22 protein-coding genes and 2 riboswitches are annotated in these 21,272 nt (G+C 67.4%); of the genes, 16 read left to right on the top strand and 6 right to left on the bottom strand.

The window, feature by feature from the left end; genetic code table 11:
- Nucleotides 1-112 precede the first annotated feature (112 nt).
- From bluB to cobU, 3 genes are read right to left on the bottom strand one after another with little or no spacing between them, the layout of a single operon-like run.
- Nucleotides 113-745 (bottom strand): 5,6-dimethylbenzimidazole synthase, encoded by a 633-nt coding sequence (gene bluB, locus IVA81_RS02460; RefSeq protein WP_247311724.1) that lies wholly within the window; start codon nt 743-745, stop codon nt 113-115.
- A gap of 4 nt (nt 746-749) precedes the next feature.
- Entirely contained in the window at nt 750-1,532 is a 783-nt protein-coding gene (gene cobS, locus IVA81_RS02465; protein ID WP_247311727.1) for an adenosylcobinamide-GDP ribazoletransferase, read from the bottom strand.
- Nucleotides 1,529-2,032, bottom strand: coding sequence for a bifunctional adenosylcobinamide kinase/adenosylcobinamide-phosphate guanylyltransferase (cobU, locus tag IVA81_RS02470; protein ID WP_247311731.1), 504 nt, complete (start codon nt 2,030-2,032; stop codon nt 1,529-1,531). Before cobU ends, cobS begins: the two co-directional genes overlap by 4 nt.
- A 121-nt stretch (nt 2,033-2,153) precedes the next feature.
- On the opposite strand from cobU, the gene cbiB reads away from it, so the two are divergent.
- Both cbiB and cobD read left to right on the top strand, forming a co-directional pair.
- Nucleotides 2,154-3,095 (top strand): adenosylcobinamide-phosphate synthase CbiB, encoded by a 942-nt coding sequence (cbiB, locus tag IVA81_RS02475; RefSeq protein ID WP_247311734.1) that lies wholly within the window; start codon nt 2,154-2,156, stop codon nt 3,093-3,095.
- Nucleotides 3,096-3,106: 11 nt separating this feature from the next.
- A complete protein-coding gene (cobD, locus tag IVA81_RS02480; protein WP_247311737.1) occupies nt 3,107-4,072 on the top strand; it encodes a threonine-phosphate decarboxylase CobD in 966 nt (321 codons plus the stop codon).
- On the opposite strand, the gene IVA81_RS02485 is transcribed toward cobD, so the two are convergent.
- Both IVA81_RS02485 and cobO read right to left on the bottom strand, forming a co-directional pair.
- Nucleotides 4,061-5,509 carry a cobyric acid synthase gene (locus IVA81_RS02485; RefSeq protein ID WP_247311741.1) on the bottom strand — a complete coding sequence of 483 codons (1,449 nt, stop codon included), beginning with the start codon at nt 5,507-5,509 and terminating at the stop codon, nt 4,061-4,063. The two genes, cobD and IVA81_RS02485, sit on opposite strands and share 12 nt — an antisense overlap.
- 5 nt (nt 5,510-5,514) lie before the next feature.
- Nucleotides 5,515-6,150, bottom strand: coding sequence for a cob(I)yrinic acid a,c-diamide adenosyltransferase (gene cobO, locus IVA81_RS02490; RefSeq protein ID WP_247311745.1), 636 nt, complete (start codon nt 6,148-6,150; stop codon nt 5,515-5,517).
- 40 nt (nt 6,151-6,190) lie between these two features.
- A riboswitch (cobalamin riboswitch) is annotated at nt 6,191-6,411 on the top strand.
- A 95-nt stretch (nt 6,412-6,506) separates the two neighbouring features.
- Between cobO and IVA81_RS02495 the strand changes: the two genes are divergently transcribed.
- The 7 genes from IVA81_RS02495 to cobJ are packed head-to-tail and all read left to right on the top strand — an operon-like array spanning nt 6,507 to nt 14,414.
- Nucleotides 6,507-6,881: a DUF1636 domain-containing protein gene (locus tag IVA81_RS02495; RefSeq protein WP_247311748.1), complete on the top strand. Its 375-nt coding sequence runs from the start codon at nt 6,507-6,509 to the stop codon at nt 6,879-6,881.
- A complete protein-coding gene (gene cobW, locus IVA81_RS02500; RefSeq protein WP_247311751.1) occupies nt 6,878-7,912 on the top strand; it encodes a cobalamin biosynthesis protein CobW in 1,035 nt (344 codons plus the stop codon). Before IVA81_RS02495 ends, cobW begins: the two co-directional genes overlap by 4 nt.
- Complete coding sequence (gene cobN / locus IVA81_RS02505) at nt 7,912-11,160, top strand: cobaltochelatase subunit CobN (RefSeq protein ID WP_247311754.1); 3,249 nt, start codon at nt 7,912-7,914, stop codon at nt 11,158-11,160. Before cobW ends, cobN begins: the two co-directional genes overlap by 1 nt.
- Nucleotides 11,157-12,320 (top strand): precorrin-3B synthase, encoded by a 1,164-nt coding sequence (gene cobG / locus IVA81_RS02510; RefSeq protein WP_247311758.1) that lies wholly within the window; start codon nt 11,157-11,159, stop codon nt 12,318-12,320. The genes cobN and cobG overlap by 4 nt, the downstream gene beginning before the upstream one ends.
- Nucleotides 12,320-12,949 (top strand): precorrin-8X methylmutase, encoded by a 630-nt coding sequence (locus IVA81_RS02515; protein WP_247311760.1) that lies wholly within the window; start codon nt 12,320-12,322, stop codon nt 12,947-12,949. Before cobG ends, IVA81_RS02515 begins: the two co-directional genes overlap by 1 nt.
- 2 nt (nt 12,950-12,951) lie before the next feature.
- The gene (locus IVA81_RS02520; protein ID WP_247311762.1) at nt 12,952-13,683 is read left to right on the top strand and encodes a precorrin-2 C(20)-methyltransferase; all 732 of its coding nucleotides are present in this window, start codon (nt 12,952-12,954) and stop codon (nt 13,681-13,683) included.
- Entirely contained in the window at nt 13,680-14,414 is a 735-nt protein-coding gene (gene cobJ, locus IVA81_RS02525) for a precorrin-3B C(17)-methyltransferase (RefSeq protein WP_247311766.1), read from the top strand. Before IVA81_RS02520 ends, cobJ begins: the two co-directional genes overlap by 4 nt.
- On the opposite strand, the gene IVA81_RS02530 is transcribed toward cobJ, so the two are convergent.
- Nucleotides 14,390-15,136, bottom strand: a complete 747-nt coding sequence (locus IVA81_RS02530; protein WP_247311769.1) for a cobalt-precorrin-6A reductase — start codon at nt 15,134-15,136, stop codon at nt 14,390-14,392. The genes cobJ and IVA81_RS02530 overlap by 25 nt on opposite strands.
- On the opposite strand from IVA81_RS02530, the gene cbiE reads away from it, so the two are divergent.
- From cbiE to cobF, 7 genes are all read left to right on the top strand, one after another.
- On the top strand, nt 15,135-16,316 hold the full coding sequence (gene cbiE, locus IVA81_RS02535; RefSeq protein ID WP_247311771.1) for a precorrin-6y C5,15-methyltransferase (decarboxylating) subunit CbiE: 1,182 nt from the start codon (nt 15,135-15,137) through the stop codon (nt 16,314-16,316). The two genes, IVA81_RS02530 and cbiE, sit on opposite strands and share 2 nt — an antisense overlap.
- On the top strand, nt 16,313-16,681 hold the full coding sequence (locus IVA81_RS02540; protein ID WP_247311774.1) for a cobalamin biosynthesis protein: 369 nt from the start codon (nt 16,313-16,315) through the stop codon (nt 16,679-16,681). The genes cbiE and IVA81_RS02540 overlap by 4 nt, the downstream gene beginning before the upstream one ends.
- A complete protein-coding gene (cobM, locus tag IVA81_RS02545) occupies nt 16,678-17,463 on the top strand; it encodes a precorrin-4 C(11)-methyltransferase (protein ID WP_247311777.1) in 786 nt (261 codons plus the stop codon). Before IVA81_RS02540 ends, cobM begins: the two co-directional genes overlap by 4 nt.
- Nucleotides 17,463-18,773 carry a cobyrinate a,c-diamide synthase gene (locus tag IVA81_RS02550; RefSeq protein ID WP_247311780.1) on the top strand — a complete coding sequence of 437 codons (1,311 nt, stop codon included), beginning with the start codon at nt 17,463-17,465 and terminating at the stop codon, nt 18,771-18,773. The genes cobM and IVA81_RS02550 overlap by 1 nt, the downstream gene beginning before the upstream one ends.
- Nucleotides 18,770-19,501 (top strand): uroporphyrinogen-III C-methyltransferase, encoded by a 732-nt coding sequence (gene cobA, locus IVA81_RS02555; RefSeq protein WP_247311783.1) that lies wholly within the window; start codon nt 18,770-18,772, stop codon nt 19,499-19,501. Before IVA81_RS02550 ends, cobA begins: the two co-directional genes overlap by 4 nt.
- A gap of 45 nt (nt 19,502-19,546) precedes the next feature.
- Nucleotides 19,547-19,766, top strand: a riboswitch (cobalamin riboswitch).
- A 36-nt stretch (nt 19,767-19,802) separates the two neighbouring features.
- Nucleotides 19,803-20,480 carry an energy-coupling factor ABC transporter permease gene (locus IVA81_RS02560; RefSeq protein ID WP_247311786.1) on the top strand — a complete coding sequence of 226 codons (678 nt, stop codon included), beginning with the start codon at nt 19,803-19,805 and terminating at the stop codon, nt 20,478-20,480.
- A 40-nt stretch (nt 20,481-20,520) separates the two neighbouring features.
- The gene (gene cobF, locus IVA81_RS02565) at nt 20,521-21,270 is read left to right on the top strand and encodes a precorrin-6A synthase (deacetylating) (RefSeq protein WP_247311788.1); all 750 of its coding nucleotides are present in this window, start codon (nt 20,521-20,523) and stop codon (nt 21,268-21,270) included.
- Nucleotides 21,271-21,272 lie beyond the last annotated feature (2 nt).

Here is a 21,272-nt window from a genome sequence, read left to right on the forward strand (position 1 = left end):
GCTTGTCCCGGCCATCCAAGTTCTTTGGCGTCAAAACGAAGACGTGGATGCCCGGGACAAGCCCGGGCATGACGAGCTTGGGTGCGTCGATCACTGAGGAAAGGCGCTCTGGCTAACGCCGCAGCGTGAACTCCTCCGCGCCGCGCCGATGCTCCCATTTCGCTTGCTCCAGCTCGGGCTGATCGCATTCGATTTCCGGGTAGCCGATGCAGAGATAGGCGATGAACTTCCAGCTATCAGGCACGTCGAGAATGGCGTGGATACGATCCGGACTGAGAATCGACACCCAGCCGATGCCGATGCTGTCAGCGCGCGCGGTGAGCCACATCGCGGTGATCGCGGAGACCACGGAATATTCCGTGGTCTCCGGCATGGTGGCGCGGCCGAGGCCGTGGCCGATGTCGCTGGCCTTGTCGGCGAACACCGCGAGGTGACCGGGGGCCTGCTCGAGGCCCGACAGTTTCAGCGTGGCGTAGCGCGCCGCGCGTTCGCCGGCATAAGAACCCAAAGCGTCGGCGTTGCATGCCCTGAAATCGTCGGTCACGGCGCGGCGGCGTGCGGCATCGTCCACGATGACGAAGCGCCAGGGCTGGCTCAGGCCGACCGAGGGCGACAGGCACGCGGTCTCGATCAGGCGGTCGATGGCGCCGTCCGGCAGCGGGTCAGCTCGGAAGCGGCGCACGTCGCGCCGCCACACGAACAGCTCGCGCAAATGCTGGCGGAAGGCGTCATCGAACTCGACCATGAAGCTAGCGCCCCATCTGGAAGGCGGCCGCAACCAGCAGGATCAGGATCTCACCCGACTGCTCGAACGCGCCGAGGATGTCGCCGGTCTGTCCGCCGATCTGACGGATGGCGAGCCGCGCCAGCATCAGGCCCGCGAGCGACAGCAGAATCAGGCCGACCAGCGCCTTGCCCGGCCCTAACGCGAGGGCAAGCGCGAGCGTTCCAAGCGCGAAAGCGATGGCGACGCTGCGGCCAGGTGGCGCTCCCGCGCTCGCCGAAAGCCCGTCCGGCCGTGCGGGTGGGACCAGTGACATGAAGGCCGGCACGCCCGCGCGGGCAGCAACATGCGCGGCGCATAGCGCCAGCGTGACGGCGAAAGGATTGGCGATCGTCGCCAGCGCGCTCCAGCGCAGGCCGAAGGACAGGATCAGCGCGCAGACGCCATAGGTGCCGATCCGGCTGTCGCGCATGATCTCGAGCTTGCGCTCGCGCGTTCGCCCGCCGCCGAGCCCGTCGGCGGTGTCGGCAAGGCCATCTTCATGCAGCGCGCCGGTAATGAGGGCGGTCGTCGCCAAAGCGAGCAGGGCAGCAAGGCTCGGTGTAAGTCCGAACCGGATGGCGATCTTGTAGACCAACGCGCCGGCAAGGCCGACCAGCAGTCCCGCGACGGGCAGGGCCCAGGTCGCGCGCGCGATCGCGCCGTCAGCCGCAAGCTTCGACGATGACACAGGGAGGATCGTCACGAACGATGCCGCCATCCTGAGATCGGCAATGATGTCTTTGAGAAGCTCGGTACGCGGCATCATTTCAACTTCATCGGCAGGCCGGCAACGACGAACTCAACCTCATCGGCAACATCAGCGATCATTTGGTTCATGATTCCGGCGGCGTCGCGAAAGCTGCGGGCCAGCGCATTGTCGGGCACGATGCCGAGGCCGACTTCGTTGGTGACGAAGACGACTGAGCTTTTCAGACGGGGCAGGGTGCCTGCGAGTTCGCCCACCTCACGTTCCCAATCACGCTGTTCATGCATCAGGTTGGAGAGCCACAGCGTCAGGCAATCCACCAGCCTTGCGCCGCCGCCGTCGGTTGCGACCAGCACCCTGACGAGATCGAGCGGCACTTCGCGCTCGATCCAGTCGGTTCCGCGCCGCGCGCGATGCTTGGCGATACGCGCCTCCATCTCAGTGTCGAGCGCCTCGGCCGTCGCGACATAGATGGGCTGCCCGGCAAAGGCGCGCGTGCGCATTTCCGCACGCTTGCTCTTGCCCGATCGCGCTCCGCCCGTAATCAAGATGACGGCCATGAAAGTCTCCTGTGGGCCTGACTAATCACCAAACGCGGCCAAAGACAAAGCCGAAATCAGGCGGCGGGGGGCTTGCGCTCGCGTCTCGCTTTGCGCAACAGGAGCGGGACAGGAGGCAGGTGTGGGCTTTGCGGGCGCGATGGTGGTGGCGATGGCGGTTGATGCCCTGGTGGGCTGGCCGTCATGGCTGTTCGCGCGGATCGGGCATCCCGTGACCTGGCTGGGGCGGCTGATCGGCGCCGTGGATCGCAGCTGGAATCGCGCGGCCGATCCTCCGGCGCTGCGCCGCGCTGCTGGCACCGCCGGAGCACTCCTGGTGATTGCGCTCTCCGTTGTGATCGGTTGGGCGCTTCAATTCTTGCTTCCCTCGGGTTGGATCCAGATCGTGATTGTGGGTGTCCTGGCCTGGCCGCTGGTCGCGTCGCGCTCGCTGCATGATCATGTGGCTGCGGTCGCAAGTCCATTGCTGGTTGGCGATATCGCCGCCGCGCGCGAGGCAGTCTCGCGTATCGTTGGCCGCGATCCCGCGGCGCTCGATGAAGCCGGCATCGCGCGCGCGGCGATCGAGAGCCTTGCGGAGAATGCTTCCGACGGAATCGTGGCGCCGGTGTTCTGGGGCGCGCTGTTCGGATTGCCAGGCATTTTAGGTTACAAGGCGATCAACACGTTGGACTCCATGATCGGCCATCGCAGCGAACGGCATGAAGCCTTCGGCTGGGCCGCGGCGCGCATCGACGATGTTGCCAATTTCATACCAGCGCGGCTGACCGGATTCCTGTTCGTGCTGCTGGCGCCGCGGCGGTCCGAGGCGCTGTCGTGCATGACGCGCGATGCGCGCCGTCATCGTTCGCCCAATGCCGGCTGGCCCGAAGCGGCCATGGCGGGCGCACTCGGTGTGCGGCTCAGCGGCCCCCGCATCTATCACGGCAGCGTCACCGACGAGCCCTGGCTGAACGGGGGCGCGCGCGATCCACGCGCCGCGGATATCGGCGAGGCACTGACGGTCTATCGCCGGGCCATGCTGCTGCTCGCAGGCCTCCTTGCGATCCTGGCCTTCGCGTGAAAGAACGGGGCATGCGCGAGCACGGTGGAAATCTCGATCAGGCCCAGCAGCGTTTCGGCGGACGCGCGGAGGACTGGATTGACCTGTCGACGGGGATCAACCGGCTGCCTTATCCCGTGGGCGAGGTGAGTGCGCGCGCGTGGAGCGCGTTGCCGTCGCGCGCAGAGATCCAGGCGCTACATCAGGCGGCGCAGCACGCTTATCGCACGCAAGCACCGATCCTGGCGATGGGCGGTGCCCAGGCCGCCATTCAATTGCTGCCGCAACTCGCGGCCCCCCGCCGCGCGCGCACTCTCGCTCCGACCTACAATGAATATGCCGGGGTGTTGTCGACCGCCGGCTGGGATGTGCAGGAGGTCTGCGAGCTCGACGCGCTGGCTGGCGCGGACCTCGCCATCGTCGTCAATCCCAACAATCCCGACGGCCGTTGCCATTCGCCAAAGGATTTGCTCGCGCTGCTGCCGCGCGTCGGCCGTCTCGTGATCGACGAAAGCTTTGCCGATGCCGTCCCGCAGCTATCGCTTGCGCCTGAAGGAGATCGGCCGGGACTACTGATCTTGCGCTCCTTCGGAAAGTTTTATGGGCTTGCCGGCCTGCGGCTCGGTTTTGCACTTGGCAATTCGTCCGACATAGGCAAGCTCGCGGCATTGTCGGGTCCATGGCCCGTATCAGGGGCGGCAATTGCGATTGGGTGCCGCGCCTTGCGCGACGATGCCTGGGCGAAAGCCACGTCAGTGCGGCTCGCGGGCGATTGTGTGCGCCTCGACGCCATGGCGCAGTCGCAAGGCTGGATGCTGCTTGGGGGGACGCCGCTGTTTCGTCTCTACGAGACACCGGACGCGCTCGCCGCGCAGGAGAGATTGGCACAAAGCCAGATCTGGTCGCGTGTCTTCGCACAAAGGCCGACATGGCTACGCCTCGGGCTTCCCGGCCGCGAATCCGAATGGAAGCGGATCGGCGAAGTCCTAGCGCGCTAGCGCGAGCAGGCCTTCGACGTCGAGATGCTTCTCGATGTGATCGGCGAGGGCATCGAGCGTGCTTTCGACCCTGGCGTGATAGGGCTCGCCGCCTGCGGGAATGCCGAGCCTTGCGAGATACGCCTTGCGAAAATCATCAGACGTGAACAGGCCGTGCAAATAGCTGCCCTGCACGCGGCCATCCCTCGAGATCGCGCCTTCCGGCTCGCCGTTCAGTTTCGCGAACGGCCGCGCGCGATCGGGCCCGTCGGTGCGGCCGATGTGGATCTCGTAGGCCTCGATGGGCTGGTCCGTCGCGGCGTGCACGGCGGAGACGCGTGTCAGCGTCTTCTGCGGGCTCATGACAGTTGCGACATCCAGAAGTCCGAGACCGGGCGTCTCGCCCGCGGGGCCTTCTATTCCTTCCGGGTCCGCAACGCTGCGCCCGAGCATCTGATAGCCGCCGCAGAGGCCGAGCACATGGCCGCCCCTGCGGTGATGCGCGAGCAGATCAATGTCCCAGCCCTGCGCGCGCAGAAAGGCGAGGTCGCCACGGGTCGATTTCGAGCCGGGGATGATGACGAGGCTGATGTCACCGGGAATGGCTTCCCCCGGACGCACCATCACGAGATCGACGCCGGGCTCGAGCTTGAGCGGATCGAGATCGTCGAAATTGGCGATTCGCGACAGCGCCAGACAAGCGATCTTGCATTGGCCCGGCTTGCGCGCGTCGCTGAGGCCGAGCGCGTCCTCAGCAGGCAGCTCGCCGGCACGCGGAAACCAGGGCAGCACGCCGAAGCCGCGCCAGGCGGTCTTTTCTTCGATCAGTCTGTAGCCGTCGTCGAACAACGTGGGATCGCCGCGGAACTTGTTGATGACAAAGCCCTGGATCATCGCGGCATCGTCGGGGTCGATCACCGTCTTGATGCCGACGAGCTGGGCGATGACGCCGCCGCGGTCGATGTCTCCGACCAGCACGACCGGCACGTCGGCCTTGCGCGCAAAGCCCATATTGGCGATGTCGGCCTTGCGCAAATTCACCTCGGCCGGGCTGCCGGCGCCCTCGACCAGCACGAGATCGGCGCGCGCCTTCAGCCGCTCGAAGCTCTCCAGCACGGCGCCCATGAGTGACGGCTTCATCGCGGCGTAGTCGCGGGCGCGCGCGGTCGCAATGCGTTTGCCGTGCACGATGATCTGCGCACCGACATCGGTCTCGGGCTTCAGCAGCACCGGGTTCATGTCGGTGTGCGGCTCGACGCCGGCGGCAAACGCCTGCAGCGCCTGCGCGCGGCCGATCTCGCCGCCATCGATGGTGACGGCCGCGTTGTTCGACATGTTCTGCGGCTTGAACGGAAGCACGCGCAGGCCGCGCCGCGTAAAGACGCGCGCGAGGCCGGCGACGATGAGCGATTTGCCCACGTCCGAGCCCGCCCCCTGGATCATCAATGCGCGCGCCATCGAATTCAGAACTCGACGCCGGCCTGCGCCTTGATGCCCGAGCGGAATGGGTGCTTGACCAGCGTCATCTCGGTGACCAGATCGGCGATCTCGATCAGCTCGTCCTTGGCGTTGCGCCCGGTGAGGACGACGTGCGTTAGCGCAGGCTTTTGCGTCGTCAGGAATTCGACGATTTCGGCGATGTCGAGATAGTCATAGCGGAGCGCGATGTTGATCTCGTCGAGCACGACCATGCGCAAGCTCTCGTCGAGGATGAGCTCCTTGGCCTTCTCCCAGCCGGCGCGTGCGGCCGCGATGTCGCGGGCGCGGTCCTGCGTTTCCCAGGTGAAGCCTTCGCCCATCGCGTGGAACTGGCAGAGATCGCCGAAATGGCCAGTGAGCAGGCGGCGCTCGCCGGTGTCCCAGGCGCCCTTGATGAACTGCACGACCGCGCAGGGGAAGCCATGGGCGACGCAGCGGACGATCATGCCGAAGGCCGAGGACGATTTGCCTTTGCCGGCGCCGGTGTGGACGATGATGAGGCCCTTTTCGCCGCTCTTGGTCGCCATGATCTTGTCGCGGGCGGCCTTCTTCTTCGCCATTTTCTGGGCGTGGCGGGCGTCGGTTTCCTCGGCTGTTTGGGTATCCGGTTCAGGCGTCATCGGTCCCGGTCCTTCGGCTTGACAAGAGGCGGCCACCGGCAAATGGTGGCCCGGCGTTGGTTCCTGTCCTATGACAGGCGAAGAGGGAATGCGATAGGGTCCGAATCGGCAAGATTTGGGTCCAAACTGCAGCCGCCCCCGCGACCGTGACCGGAGAGATGCCCGAAGCCACTGATTCCCCCGGGAATCGGGAAGGCGGGGATCGAAGGGCAAGTCCCTGCTCCGCAAGCCGGGAGACCTGCCAGCGCGGACGAGTTTTGGACCGGCGGACGGGGTGTTCCGCGACGGGGAAACGGGCCTTCTGAAGAATGGTCCGTGTGCCTCATCGCCTCCCGCTGTTTATTGTGGAAGAGGCGATGACCGTCACACTTCACGTCTGCATCACCTGCCGTGCCGGCGAGACGCCTGGCGAGGGCGAGACGACGCCCGGAAAGCGCCTGCATGGCGCGATCCTCGAGGCCGGCGTGCCCGACGGCATCAATGTGGTTCCCGTCGAATGCCTGTCGGCCTGCAGCCAGGGCTGTTCCGTGGCGCTCAGCGCGCCCGGCCGCTGGTCCTATGTCTATGGCCGCCTCTCGGATGCCAATGCGCAGGACGTGGTCGCGGGTGCGGCGGCCTATGCGGCGGCGCCCGACGGGCTCGTGCCCTGGCGCAGCCGTCCCGAAATCTTCCGCAAGCAATCGCTTGCCCGCATTCCCCCTGTTGCCGTCGTGCCGGAGGCCGCCGAATGAACTCGCTCGCAAAAATTCCGGTGACGGTGGTCACAGGTTTTCTCGGCTCCGGCAAGACCACGCTGATCCAGCATCTGCTCACCAATGCAAACGGCAAGAAGCTCGCGGTGCTCGTCAACGAGTTCGGCAGCGAGGGCGTCGACGGCGAAATCCTGAAGTCCTGCGCCGATGCCAACTGCCCGGAGGAGAACATCGTCGAACTCGCCAATGGCTGCATCTGCTGCACCGTCGCCGACGATTTCATTCCAACCATGGAAAAACTGCTGGCGCGTCCGGTGCGACCGGATCACATCCTGATCGAGACCTCGGGCCTGGCGCTGCCGAAACCGCTGCTGAAAGCGTTCGACTGGCCGGAGATCCGCTCGCGCATCACGGTCGACGGTGTGATCGCGCTCGCGGATGCCGAGGCCGTCGCGGCCGGCCGCTTCGCGCCGGATCCGGCTGCGGTGGAAGCGCAACGCGCGGCGGACGAAAATTTGGATCACGAGACACCGCTGTCGGAAGTGTTCGAGGACCAGATCGCCTGCGCCGACATCGTGCTGCTGACCAAGGCCGATCTCGCGGGCGCCGCCGGCATTGAAGCCGCCAAGGCCGCGATCACGGCCGAGATGCCGCGGCGCGTGCCGATGCTCCCTGTCACCGACGGCGCGATCGATGCACGCCTCATCCTCGGTCTCGGCGCCGCCGCCGAGAACGATCTCGCCGCGCGCCCCTCGCATCATGACGGCGAGGAGGAGCATGAGCACGATGATTTCGCCTCCGTCGTGATCGATCTGCCTGAAGTGGCTGACATCGATGCGCTGGTCGCCTCGGTCCAGCGCCTGGCGCGCGAGCAGAACGTGCTGCGCGCCAAGGGCTATATCGCGGTCGCGGGCAAGCCGATGCGCCTGCTGTTGCAGGCAGTCGGCGAGCGCGTGCGCCACCAGTTCGACAAGCCCTGGGGCGCAGGTGTCAGGCAGTCAAAGCTCGTCGTGATCGGCGAGCACGGCGATATCGACGAGGCCGCCATCAAAGCGGGACTTGGTATCTGATGCACGTCGTCTTCCGCGAGAGCCGTGGTTTGGAGGAGACCGCGACGCCAAGAGACATCGGCCAGGACCCGGCCGATCTCGTGGTGCTCTCGTATTCGGATTCCGATCTCGCCGCGTTCGCCGCCGGCTGGCGGCGCGGCCAGGGCAGCCTGCCGACGCTGCGGCTTGCCAATCTCGCGGAGCTCCGTCACCCCCTCTCGGTCGACACCTATATCGAGCGCACGCTGTCGCAGGCGCGTGGCATCCTCGTGCGCCTGATCGGCGGGGAGTCCTATTGGGCGTATGGGCTGGCTGCCTTGCATCAATTGGCGAAGGATCGCGGTATCGTTCTTGCCGTGCTGCCGGCCGATGGTCGTGACGACACGCGGCTCGACGCGTATTCGACTCTGCCGGTCTCGACGCTGCGCCGGCTCAAGGTGCTCTGCGACACCGGCGGCCCGGTCGCCGCGCACGCTACGATTGCGCAGCTCGCGTTGGCCTCAGGTCTCTACGCCGGGCCGGTCGTCGGCGAGATGACCGTGCCCGAGATGGGATTTTACGACCCCGCGCGCGGCGTCATTCCTGCGCCGGTGAGCGGCGAAGGAAAGCCGCGCGCGCTGGTGGCGTTCTATCGCTCCTATCTCACCGCCGCGGACACCGGCCCGGTCGATGCCCTGATCGCCGCGCTGCGCGAGAAGGGATTTGACGCGTACGGCGTGTTCGTCACCTCGTTAAAGGCTCCGGGCGTCGCCGACTGGCTGCGCGCGTATCTCGCGCAAAATCCTCCGGCGGCGATCGTCAACGCGACGGCGTTCTCGGCCCTCAGCGACGACGGCACGACGGCGTTCGATGTTGCATCGTGTCCGGTGTTCCAGGTCGCGCTCTCGACGGCGCGGCGCGAGGATTGGGCGGAGTCGCTGCGAGGCCTCTCGCCCGGCGATCTTGCGATGCATGTCGTGCTGCCCGAGGTCGACGGTCGGCTGTTCACGGGCGTGGTGAGCTTCAAGTCGGCTGGGAAGCGCGATCCCGATCTGCAATTCTCGCATCTGGCACATCGGCCGGATGAGGAGCGTGTGACGGCGGTCGCCGCACGCGTCGCGGCCTGGCGGCGTCTTGCGCAGAAGCCTGCCGGCGAGAAGCGCCTGGCGATCGTGCTCTCGAACTATCCGGGACGCCCGCACCAGATCGCGCACGCTGTCGGTCTCGATGCGCTGGCTTCGGTCGAGGCACTATTGTCCGATCTCGCGGAGGCCGGCTTCGATGTCGCGCCGGTCCATGCGCTCGGTGAAGCGCTGCTGAAGCAGAGTTTGACTTGGCGCGTTGCCGATTATCGCGCGGCGCTTTCGCGCCTGCCGCAAGTCTTGCAGGATGATCTCGCGCAAGCCTGGGGCGTGCCGGAGGATGATCCGAGCTGTCGCGATGGCGCGTTCCATTTCGCCGCGATCCAATGCGGTCGGTCCGTTATTGCGGTCCAGCCCGAGCGTGGCGATGCGGCCATGCGCGATGCCGATTATCACGATCTCGCCCGCACGCCGCGCCATGCCTATGTCGCGTTCTATCTCTGGCTCGGAGGGCAGGGAGTTGATGCCGTCGTGCACATGGGCGCGCATGGCACGCTGGAATGGCTTCCCGGAAAATCCGTGGCGCTGTCATCGCGCTGCTGGCCAGAAGCCCTGATCGGCGATCTCCCAATCATCTATCCCTTCATCGTCAACGATCCCGGCGAGGCCGCGCAGGCCAAGCGGCGCATTGGCGCCGTGACGATTGGTCATTTGCCGCCACCGCTGGAAAACTCCGCGGTGCCGGATGGCCTGCGCCGGCTCGAACGTCTCCTCGACGAATACTCGACCGCCGACGGTCTCGATCCCGCGCGTCGACAGCGGCTGATCGCTGCGATCCGTGACGAGGCCCGTACGGCGGGCCTCGAAGACGATCTCGGCCTCGATGCTTCGGCCGCGCCGGCCGAAGCGATCCCGCGGATCGACCGCTTCGTCTGCGATCTCAAGGAAAGCCAGTTCGGCGACGGCCTGCACGTTTTCGGCCGCGGCGCCTGCGGCGATGCGGAGCGCGACGCGCTGCGTGCCGCGCTTGCCGGCCAGCGCGTCGCGCCGGGGCCATCGGGCTCGCCCTATCGCGGGCGTCAGGACGTGCTGCCGACCGGTCGCAATCTCTTTGCCGTCGATCCGCGCGCGGTGCCGACGCCGTCGGCGCATGCGCAAGGCATCAGGCTCGCGGAAGAGCTGCTGCGCCGTCATTTGCAGGATCACGGCGACTGGCCGAAAGGCCTCGTCGTAGATCTCTGGGGCTCGGCGACGATGCGCACCGCGGGCGAGGAATTCGCCATGGCGCTGCATCTGGCCGGCCTCGCGCCGCGCTGGGATCACGCCTCCGGCCGCGTCACCGGCTACGACATCATCGCGCCGGCCGAGCTCGGCCGGCCCCGCATCGACGTCACGCTGCGCGTCTCGGGCCTGTTCCGCGACGTCTTCGCGGGTCTCGCGCAATTGTTCGAGGCGGCCGCCGAGGCGCTCGCAGCGCGCGAGGAGGAGGGCGACGAAAATCCATATCGTCATCGCACATCCCGCGTGTTCGCGCCGCGTCCCGGACAATGCGGCGTCGGCCTCTCGGCGATTCCGGATGCCTTCACGCCAGAGACGCGCGATGCGGCCGGCGAAGCCTGGCTGACGGCCTCGTCCTGGGCGTTCTCCGCCGATGGAGAGATCAAGCCAGATCGTGCCGGCATCGAGCAGCGGCTCGCATCCGCGGATGCCTTCGTTCACCTCCAGGATCTGCCGGAAACCGATCTGCTGCTCGCCGCCGACTATGCCGCGCATGAAGCCGGCGTTGCGGCCGCCGCAGTGCATCTCGGCGCGAGGAGGCCGGCGCTCTACCACCTCGATACGACGCGTCCCGAGCAGCCGCACGCGCGCACGCTGACCGAGGAAATCTCGCGCGTCGTTCGCGCGCGCGCCGCCAATCCGGCCTGGATCGCCGGCATGATGCGTCATGGTTTTCGCGGGGCTGCCGAGATCACCGCGACGCTGGAGCACATGGCCGCGTTCGCGCATCTCGCCGGCGCCGTGCCACCGCATCTGTTCGATCTCTATTACGATGCGACGCTCGGCAATGATGACGTTCGCGCCTTCATGGCCGGCGAAAATCCTTCCGCGCTCGCCGCGATGGAAAGCTGTTTTGCGCGCCTGCATGATGCGGCGCTCTGGCAAACGCGTCGCAATTCGATCGCGGCTGCCTTGCGGGAGGCATCATGAGCGCGTCTGCGGTCAAGGGCTGGTGTCCCGGCGCGCTGCGGCCGATGCAATCGGGCGACGGGCTCGTGGTCCGCGTGCGTCCGTTCGGTGGGCGCCTTGAACCAGCACAAATCACCGGGCTTGCTGAGCTCGCCGGGCAACACGGCAATGGTCTCATCGATATGACGAGCCGTGCCAATCTGCAGATCCGGGGCGTCAGCGAGCAAAGCCATCGGCCTCTGCTCGACGGCCTCTCGCAACTGGCACTGCTCGATCCCGACGCCGATATCGAAGCCCGGCGCAATATTCTGGTGATGCCGTTCTGGAGCGGCGGCGACCAAACACAGTCGCTCGCCGCCGAGCTGGAGGAGGCGCTCGCCGATAGCGCCCTCGCGCTTCCCACCAAGTTCGGCTTTGCCATCGATGATGGAAGATCGCGGGTGCTCGCCGGCGATTCCGCCGACATACGTATCGAGCGCGATCGGTCGGGCCGTCTCCTGGTGCGGGCCGATGGTGCAAGGCTCGGCCGCTCGGTCGCACGCGGCGAGGCCGTCAGCACGGCGCTCGCGCTCGCAAGCTGGTTCCTGGTCTCCGGCGGCGCGAGGGCTGGGCGAGGGCGCATGGCGGCCCACATCGCCTCCGGCGCGGCATTGCCTCAATCGTTGCGCGGGGAGACCGAGCCTGCGCCCGTGATGGCGGCGTCGCGTCCCGGGCACTATCCGCAAGGCGCGATGGTCGGCGTCGCGTTCGGGCAGATGCTGAACACGACACTGCATCAACTTGCCGGTTGCGGACATGCACTGCGCATGACGCCATGGCGGATGGTGCTGAGCGAGGGCAAGCGCGAGATGCCGAACGCGGCGGGCCTCATTACCGAGCCCTTCGACCCCGCGCTGCGCGTCATCGCCTGCAGCGGCGCGCCGCGCTGCCGCGAAGCCCATGCCGACACGCGCGCACTGGCCGCGGCGCTGGCGCCGCGCATCGCCGCCGATGCGCGTCTCCACGTTTCCGGTTGTGGCAAGGGTTGCGCGCATTCCGGCACGGCCGCAGTCACGCTGGTCGCGACACGCGCCGGCTTCGATCTCGTGCGCGGCGGCTCGACGCGTGATGAGCCGGTCCTGCGTGGGCTCAACGGCGCCGATATCGTCAGCGATCCCTCCATCCTGGTGGGAGGGCACTGATGCCGCACACTTATGAAACCGACGGCGCGGCGATCTATCGTCAGTCCTTCGCGACCATCCGCGCCGAGGCGGACCTTGCGCGCTTTTCGCCTGATGAAGAGCAGGTCGTGGTGCGGATGATCCATGCCGCCGGCATGGTTGGCCTGGAGGCGCATATCCGCTTCACGCCTGATATGGCGACCGTCGCGCGCGCGGCCTTGCAGAAGGGCGCGCCGGTCCTGTGCGACGCGCGCATGGTCTCGGAAGGGATTACGCGCGCAAGGCTTCCCGCGGCGAACGCGGTGATCTGCACGCTCGGCGATACCGCGGTTCCCGCACTGGCGCAATCAATGCGCAACACGCGCTCGGCTGCTGCGCTCGAGCTGTGGCGGCCGCATCTCGACGGTGCGATCGTTGCGATCGGCAATGCGCCGACCGCGCTGTTTCATCTGCTCAACATGCTGGAAGACCGCGATTGTCCGCGGCCGGCGGCGATCATCGGCTGCCCCGTCGGCTTCGTCGGCGCAGCCGAATCCAAGGCTGCGCTGATGGCCGATCCGCCGGTCCCCGCACTCACGGTCGAAGGCCGCCTCGGCGGCTCCGCGATCACGGTCGCCGCCGTGAATGCCCTAGCGAGCCGGAGCGAATAGCGATGGGACGCATCATCTGCTGCGGTCTCGGCCCCGGCAACCCTGATATGATGAGCGTGCGCGCCGACCGCACCGTGCGCGGCGCGAAGCATGTCGCCTATTTCCGCAAGATGGGCCGTCCGGGCCAGGCGCGGCGTATCGTCGAAGGGATGTTGGCGACGGATGTCGCCGAATATCCGATGGAATATCCGGTTACGACCGAGATCGCCTTCGACAGCGCCGAATATGTGCAGCTGCTCGCGGGCTTCTACGACGAATGGGCCGAGCGCCTGGCGCGGCTTGCGCGGGCGGTCGATGTCGTCGTGCTCTGCGAGGGCGATCCCTACTTCTACGGCTCGTTCATGCATCTGCACACGCGCCTGCAAGGCCGGGTCGAGATCGACGTGATCGCCGGCATTCCCGGCATGGTCGGCTGCTGGAATGGCGTCGGACAGCCGATCGCGCTCGGCGACGACGTGACGACGGTGTTGATGGGAACGCTTGGCGAAGACGAGCTCGAGCGGCGCATGCGCGATTCCGATGCGCTCGTCGTCATGAAGACCGGCCGCAATCTCGCAAAGGTGCGCCGGGCGCTCAGCTCCGCCGGACGGCTGGACGATGCCTGGCTGGTCGAGCGCGGCACCATGCCGGGCGAGCGCGTGGTGCGGCTCGCCGAGATCGATGGCGCGGACTGTCCCTATTTCGCGATCGTGCTGGTGCACGGCAAGGGCCGGCATCTGGACGCCGCCGAATGACGGGCACCTTGACCATCGCGGGCCTCGGGCCGGGCAGCGATGCGCTGGTGACGCCCGAGGTGACAGCCGCGCTGGCGTCCGCGACCGACGTTCTGGGTTATGCCCCCTATGTCGCGCGCGTGCCGGCGCGGCCGGGACTGAAGCTGCATCCCTCCGACAATCGCGAGGAGCTGCAGCGCGCCAGCGAGGCTTTGCGGCTTGCGTCCGAAGGCGGGCAGGTCGTCGTCGTGTCCTCCGGCGATCCCGGGGTGTTCGCGATGGCCTCCGCCGTATTCGAGGCACTCGAACAGGCACCGCAATGGCGGGAGCTGCCGATCCGCGTGCTGCCCGGCATCACCGCGATGCTGGCGGCGGCCGCCCGCGCCGGTGCGCCGCTCGGCCATGATTTCTGCGCGATCAATCTCTCGGACAATCTCAAGCCCTGGTCGGTGATCGAGACGCGCTTGAGGCTTGCCGCAGAAGCCGATTTCTCGATTGCGATGTACAATCCGCGCTCGGCCAGCCGGCCCGAAGGATTTGGCCGCGCGCTCGCGGTGCTGAAGGACGCAGGTTGCGGCGAGCGCCTGGTGATCTTCGCGCGCGCTGTCAGCGCGGCCGACGAGAAGATCAAGACGGTCACGCTGAAGGAAGCGACACCAGAGATGGCCGACATGCGCACGCTGGTGATCGTCGGCAATTCGCAGACGCGTCGCGTCGGCCGCTGGGTCTATGCGCCGAGGCGGGTCGAATGACCGAGCCACTGCATCACATCAGTGAGGCTCTCAACCCGCCTGCGCCGGGGCAGCTCCGGCCGCAAGATCATGATCACGGGCAGGCCGAGCATGCGGGCCGCGTCGATCTTGGCGCGCGCACCGTCGCCGCCGGAATTGCGGGCGACGATCCACGCGATGCCGCGCGTACGCATCATCTCCAGCTCTCCGTCGAGGGTGAACGGCCCGCGCGATACGATCACGTCCGCCGCAAAGGGCAGGGGCGCTTCGGGCGGATCGACGAAGCGCAGCGTGTAGGTGTGCTGCGGCTTCATCGCGAACGGCGCGATGTGCTGGCGGCCGATGGCGAGGAACACGTTTGCCTGCGCCTCGGGCAGCACGGCAGCCGCGGCGGTGACGTCGGCGGCGTCGATCCAGTTGTCGCCGGGCACCTTGGTCCAGGGCGCGCGCTCCAGTGCAATCAACGGTGTGCCCGTCTCCGCGCAGGCCGCGACCGCATTGCGGCTCATCTCCGCTGCGAACGGATGCGTCGCGTCGATCACATGCGTGATGCCTTCACGACGAATGGTGTCGGCCAGCCCGCTCACACCGCCGAACCCGCCGATGCGGGTGGGCAGCGGCTGTTCCGCGGGCGCGCGGGTGCGGCCGCCATAGGAATAGACGGCAACAATGCCTGCGCGCGCGACCGCCTCCGCGAGCAGGCTCGCATCGGCCGTTCCGCCCAGAATGAGCGCGCGTGTCATGGTTGATCCCTGGCTGACCATCATCGGTATCGGCGAAGATGGCCTTGCCGGGCTATCCGAGGCAAGCCGAAAGGCGCTCAATGATGCCGAAACCGTCTTCGGCGGTGAACGACACCTCGCGCTGGCCGGCGTGAGCAGCCGCGGCCGTGCGTGGCCGGTGCCGTTCGACGCGGATATCGTGCTGAGTTGCCGCGACCGGCCGACGGCCGTGCTCGCCTCCGGCGATCCGTTCTGGCACGGCGCAGGCGCGAGCCTTGCTGAAAAGCTCGGTAGCGACGAGTGGATCGCGCATCCGTCGCCCTCGACCTTCTCCCTCGCAGCCGCGCGCTTGGGTTGGCGTCTGGAGGCCACGACGTGCATCGGCCTCCATGCCGTGCCGTTCGAGCGTCTGGTGCCGCATCTCGTGCGAGATGCGCACATTATCTGCCTGATGCGCGACGCAGCGGCGGTCGGCGCTCTCGCGAAATGGCTGACCGCGCGCGGATGGGGCCCGTCACCGATGTGGACGCTCGAGGCGCTTGGCGGGCCACGGGAATACACAGACCAGCATCGCGTCGACCTCTTTGCCGAGGAGGTCACCGAAAATCTGGTCGCGGTGGCTTTGTGGGCGAGGGGAACGCAGGGCATCCCCCGCAGCTCAGGGCTACCGGACGATCTGTTCGTCCACGACGGCCAGATCACCAAGCGGCCGGTGCGCGCGCTCGCGCTCTCGGCGCTGGCGCCGCGTCCCGGCGAACGGCTGTGGGATATCGGCGCCGGCTCGGGCTCGATCTCGGTCGAGTGGGCGCTGTGTGGCGGGACGGCGATCGCCATCGAGGTGCGCGAGGATCGCGTTGCAAACATCCGCAGCAATGCGGCGGCGTTCGGACTGGCGCACCGGATCACTGTCGTCACGGGGAGGGCCCCGGAAGCTCTTGCCGGGTTAGAAGCGCCAGATGCCGTCTTCATTGGCGGCGGTCTCGATAGCGTGATGTTCGATGCCATCTGGTCGCGCCTCGCGCCTGGAACGCGGTTCGTTGCACATTCAGTCACGCTGGAGACGGAAGTGCTGCTCGGCGAGCTGCATCAGCGCCACGGTGGCGAGCTGATGCGGGTCGAGCTCGCCCATGCCGCGCCGCTCGGCCGCTATCGCTCCTGGGAGGCGGCACGTCCCGTGGTGCAATGGAGTGCGGTCCGATGAAGGTCGCGGGGCTCGGATTCAAGAGGGACGTCACGCTGGCCTCGTTGCGCGAAGCGCTGCTGGCAGCCGGCGGTGCCGAAGGCCTTGCTGCGCTTGCGACCGTCGGCGACAAGGCCAACGCGGAGGCGTTGAAGCAGCTCGCACGCGAATGCAGCGTCCCCATCAAAGCGTTTCCGGCCGACGTGTTGGCGGGCATCGACACGCCGACGCAGTCGAAGCTTGTCGCCGAAAAATTCGGGACGGGTTCGATCGCCGAAGCCGCCGCGCTTGCTGCCGCCGGGCCTCGCGCGCGGCTGATTGCGACACGCGTGGTCTCGCAGGATCGCACCGCGACCGCGGCGATCGCCGAAGGAGACGGCGCATGACGGTGCATTTCATCGGCGCAGGACCGGGCGCGCCTGACTTGCTGACCCTGCGCGGCCGCGACCTGATCGCGGCCTGTCCGGTCTGTCTCTATGCCGGCTCACTGGTGCCGGAAGGCGTGCTGGCGCATTGCCCGCCCGGCGCGCGCATCGTCAACACCGCATCCCTGTCGCTCGAGGAGATCGTCGCGGAGATCGCCGCCGCTCATGCGGCGGGCAAGGACGTGGCTCGCCTGCATTCCGGCGATCTCTCGATCTGGTCGGCGATGGGCGAGCAGCTCCGCCGCCTGCGGGCGCTTGGCATTCCCTGTTCGGTCACGCCGGGCGTGCCGTCCTTCTCCGCCGCCGCGGCCGCGTTGGAAACCGAGCTCACGCTGCCTGGCCTTGCCCAGACAGTCGTGCTGACGCGCACGCCGGGCGGCCGCGCCAGCGCGATGCCTGAAGGCGAGAAGCTGGCCGCATTCGCCGCGACCGGCGCGGTGCTCGCGATTCATCTGTCGATCCATCTGCTCGACACCGTCGTCGCTGAGCTCACGCCGCATTATGGCGCGGACTGCCCGGTCGCGATCGTCTGGCGCGCGAGCTGGCCGGACCAGCGCATTGTCCGTGCCACGCTCGGCACACTCGATGCCGCTGTCGGCACGGAAATGGAGCGCACCGCGCTGATCCTGGTCGGCAAAACGCTTGGCGCTGCGGATTTCGACGAGAGTCGCCTCTATGCTGCCGACTACGACCGTCGCTATCGGCCGGTTGGGGCCGAGCCGCGCTTTCCGGAGGCGACCTGATGGCAGCCGGCCTCGTCATCTCCGCACCGGCCTCCGGCGTCGGCAAGACCACGCTGACGCTGGCGCTCGCGCGCGCCTTTCGCCATCGCGGATTGAACGTGCAGTGCCTCAAGAGCGGGCCCGACTATATCGATCCTGCCTTTCACGCTGCGGCCACGGGACGGGCCTCCGTCAACGTCGATAGCTGGGCGATGGATCGCGAGACAATCGCGCATCTCGTCCGCCGCGGTGCGGATGCCGATGTCGTGCTCGCCGAGGGCTCGATGGGCCTGTTCGACGGCGTCGCCGCGCGCGGTGTCTCCGGCACCGGTGCCACCGCCGACATCGCGGAGATGCTGGGCTGGCCGGTGGTGCTGGTGATCGACCCATCCGGCCAGGCGCAAACGGCGGCGGCGATCGCCGCGGGTCTTCGCGACTATCGTGCCGGCGTCAGACTTGCGGGCGTCGTGCTCAACCGCGTCGCCAGTCCGCGCCATGAAGACCTCGTGCGGCGCGCGCTCAATGACGCCGGCATTGCGGTGTTCGGCGCGCTGCCGCGTCATGCCGAGATCAGCCTGCCGAAGCGGCATCTTGGCCTGGTGCAGGCCGAAGAGCAGGCGGAAATCGGGAAGCTGATCGACGAGGCCGCGCGCTTCGTCGCCGAGCATGTCGATCTCGACGCGGTGCTGCGCTTCGCTGCCAACTGGTCGCCGCAGCCGGCGGCGAGTGGTTTCAACGTGACGCCGCCCGGCCAGCGCATCGCCCTAGCCCGTGATGCCGCGTTCTCCTTCGTCTATCCGCACATGCTGGAAGCCTGGCGCGCGGCGGGCGCCGACATATTGCCGTTCTCGCCGCTGGCCGATGAAGCGCCTGACGCGAGCGCCGACGTGTGCTGGCTGCCGGGCGGCTATCCCGAGCTTCATGCCGGCAAGATCGCAGCCAATGCGCGCTTTCGCAGCGGCTTGCGCGCCTTCGCCGAAATGCGGCCGGTGCACGGCGAATGCGGGGGCTATATGGTGCTGGGAACCGCTTTGACCGACGCGGACGGTATCCGCCATGAGATGACAGGCCTTCTTGGGCTTGAGACGAGCTTTGCCAAGCGCCGCATGCATCTGGGCTACCGCCTCGCCGAACTCGCCGCGCCGATACCGGGCCATCAGGCCGGCGCACGCCTGCGCGGCCACGAATTCCACTATTCGACGATCGTCGCGCAGCCTGATAAGCCGCTGGCGGTCGTGCACGATGCAACCGGCGCCGTGATCGCCGAGACCGGCTCGCAGCGCGGACGTGCCACCGGCACGTTCTTCCATCTGATCGCGGAGGACCGGTGAGCGGTTTTGTCTCCTTCATCTCCGCCGGCCCCGGCGATCCCGAACTGCTCACGCTCAAGGGCGCCGCGCGGCTGCGCGAGGCCGACGTCGTGCTCTATGACGATCTTGCGTCCGGCGCGATCCTCGATCTCGCCCGGCCCGGCGCCAATCTCGTCGCGGTCGGGAAGCGGGCCGGGCGACCCTCGACCAAGCAGCACCATGTCAACCGTCTCCTGGTCGACTATGCCGCAACGGGGTCGCGCGTCGTGCGGCTGAAGTCGGGCGATGCGGGTATTTTTGGCCGGCTCGAGGAGGAGCTGGAGACGTTGCGCGAAGCCGGCATCGGCTATGAGATCATCCCCGGCGTCACCTCGGCCTGTGTGGCCGCCGCGCAAGCCGGCATTCCCCTGACCCGGCGCCATACCTCGCGCCGGGTGCAGTTCGTGACCGGGGCCGATGTCACCGGCGAGCTGCCGCCGAATCTGAACTGGGCTGCACTGGCCGACCCCGAAGCGACGACCGTGGTCTATATGGGCCGGCGTACCTTTCCGGCGCTTGCCGTAAAATTGATCGCGCACGGTCTCGCCGCTGATACGCCGGCGCTGTTTGCCGAGTCCCTCGGCCGCCCCGACGAGCGGCTGGTCCGCACCACCATCGCCGAGCTTGCCGAGCAGCTTGCCCGCGGCGGCGCCGCCTCGACGGCTGCGGTGATCCTGTTCGGCGCGCTGGCGGGGGATTATCCGTCGTGACGGCCCCGGCCGCCCTTCTCCCCTTGACGCAGGCTCGCCGAAAGGGGCACACAGGAGAGGCATGGTGCTCGACGCGGCGCAAAGCGCCGGAGCATAATCGGGAATGGGGATGGGCGGACCAAGTTGCGGCGCCCGAAACCCCAGCCGCCCCCGCGACTGTAAGCGGTGAGGGACTTCGATCCGCCACTGGGCCGCAAGGTTCGGGAAGGCCGGAGATCCCAGCGAACCGCGAGCCAGGAGACCGGCCCTGCACGTTTTGAGGCCAAGGCCGTCGGGTGTGACGGCAGGAAGGAACTGAGCCATGCATATCGAACCCGGATTGGTGTCGGACGCCAAGCTCGTATTGAGTTACGCAACCGGCATCGCCGCAGGCGGCGTTGCCTTGAAGCTCGCGGCCGAGACCATGCGTGAGCAGGGCATCCTCTCGTTCGCCGTGCGGACGCTGGCCACGACCGCGCTCGTCTTCATCTTCTTCGAGATCCTTCCGCACTTCCCTGTCGGGGTGTCGGAGGTACACTTCATCCTGGGCTCGACGCTCTTTCTGCTGTTCGGTGCGGCGCCTGCCGCCTTCGGTCTCGCATTCGGGCTGCTGTTCCAGGGCATCTTCTTTGAGCCGCCGGACCTGCCGCAATATGGCATGAACGTCACCACGCTGCTGGTGCCGCTGTTCGCGATCCAGGCAATCGCCACGCGGATCATCCCGCGCAACACCGCCTATGTTGATTTGAAGTATCGTCAGGCGCTGGCGCTCTCGACGACCTATCAGGCCGGCGTGATCGCCTGGGTGGCGTTCTGGGCGCTCTATGGCTCCGGTTTTGCCATGACCAACCTCGCCAGCATCGCGACGTTCGCGGCTTCTTACGCGCTGGTCATCGTGATCGAGCCGCTCGCCGATCTCGCCGTGCTGGCGCTGGCGAAGTCGCTGCGTGGCGTCACCGCGCCCGGCCTCGTCACCCCGCGCCTGCACAACGCGGCTTGAGAGATCAGCGAAGGGCGGTACGCCGCCCTTCGCGCTCGCGATGCTCACGCTCTCCCTGATAGGCATCGGCTGCGGCGATCCCGACCAGCTCACGCGCGCCGCGATTCAGGCGATCAACGCGGCCGATCTCGTCCTGATCCCGCGCAAGGGGACGGCGAAGTCCGATCTTGCCGATCTCAGGCGGACGATCTGCGCGGACGTGCTCACCAGCGACAAGACTGATATCGCCGAGTTCGATCTTCCTGTGCGCGATGCCGGTGAAGCGGATTACCGCAAGGGCGTGGACGATTGGCACGACGCGGTCGCGGCGACCTGGTCGCAGACGATCGCGAAACATCTTTCAGGCGAGGGCAAGGTCGCGCTGCTGATCTGGGGCGATCCCTCGCTCTACGATTCCTCGCTGCGCATTGCGCGTCGGCTCAATCCCCTGCCTGACATCGAGGTCGTGCCCGGCATCACCTCGATCCAGACGCTGTGCGCGGCACATGCACTGCCGCTCAACGACATCGGCGAGCCATTTCTGGTCACGACGGGGCGGCGCTTGCGCGAAGGCGGCTGGCCGCAAGGTGTCGACACTGTCGTTGTGATGCTCGACGGCGGCACGGCGTTCCAGTCGCTCGATCCGGCCGGGCTACATATCTATTGGGGCGCCTATCTCGGCATGCCCGATCAGATCATCATGTCCGGCGCGTTGGCCGAGATCGGCCCGCGCATCGTCGCGGCGCGGCAGGACGCGCGCGCGCGGCACGGCTGGATCATGGACAGCTACATTCTCAAGCGCACGCGCTAAGC

It is taken from the genome of Bradyrhizobium sp. 141 (assembly GCF_023074055.1).
Lineage (GTDB): Bacteria > Pseudomonadota > Alphaproteobacteria > Rhizobiales > Xanthobacteraceae > Bradyrhizobium.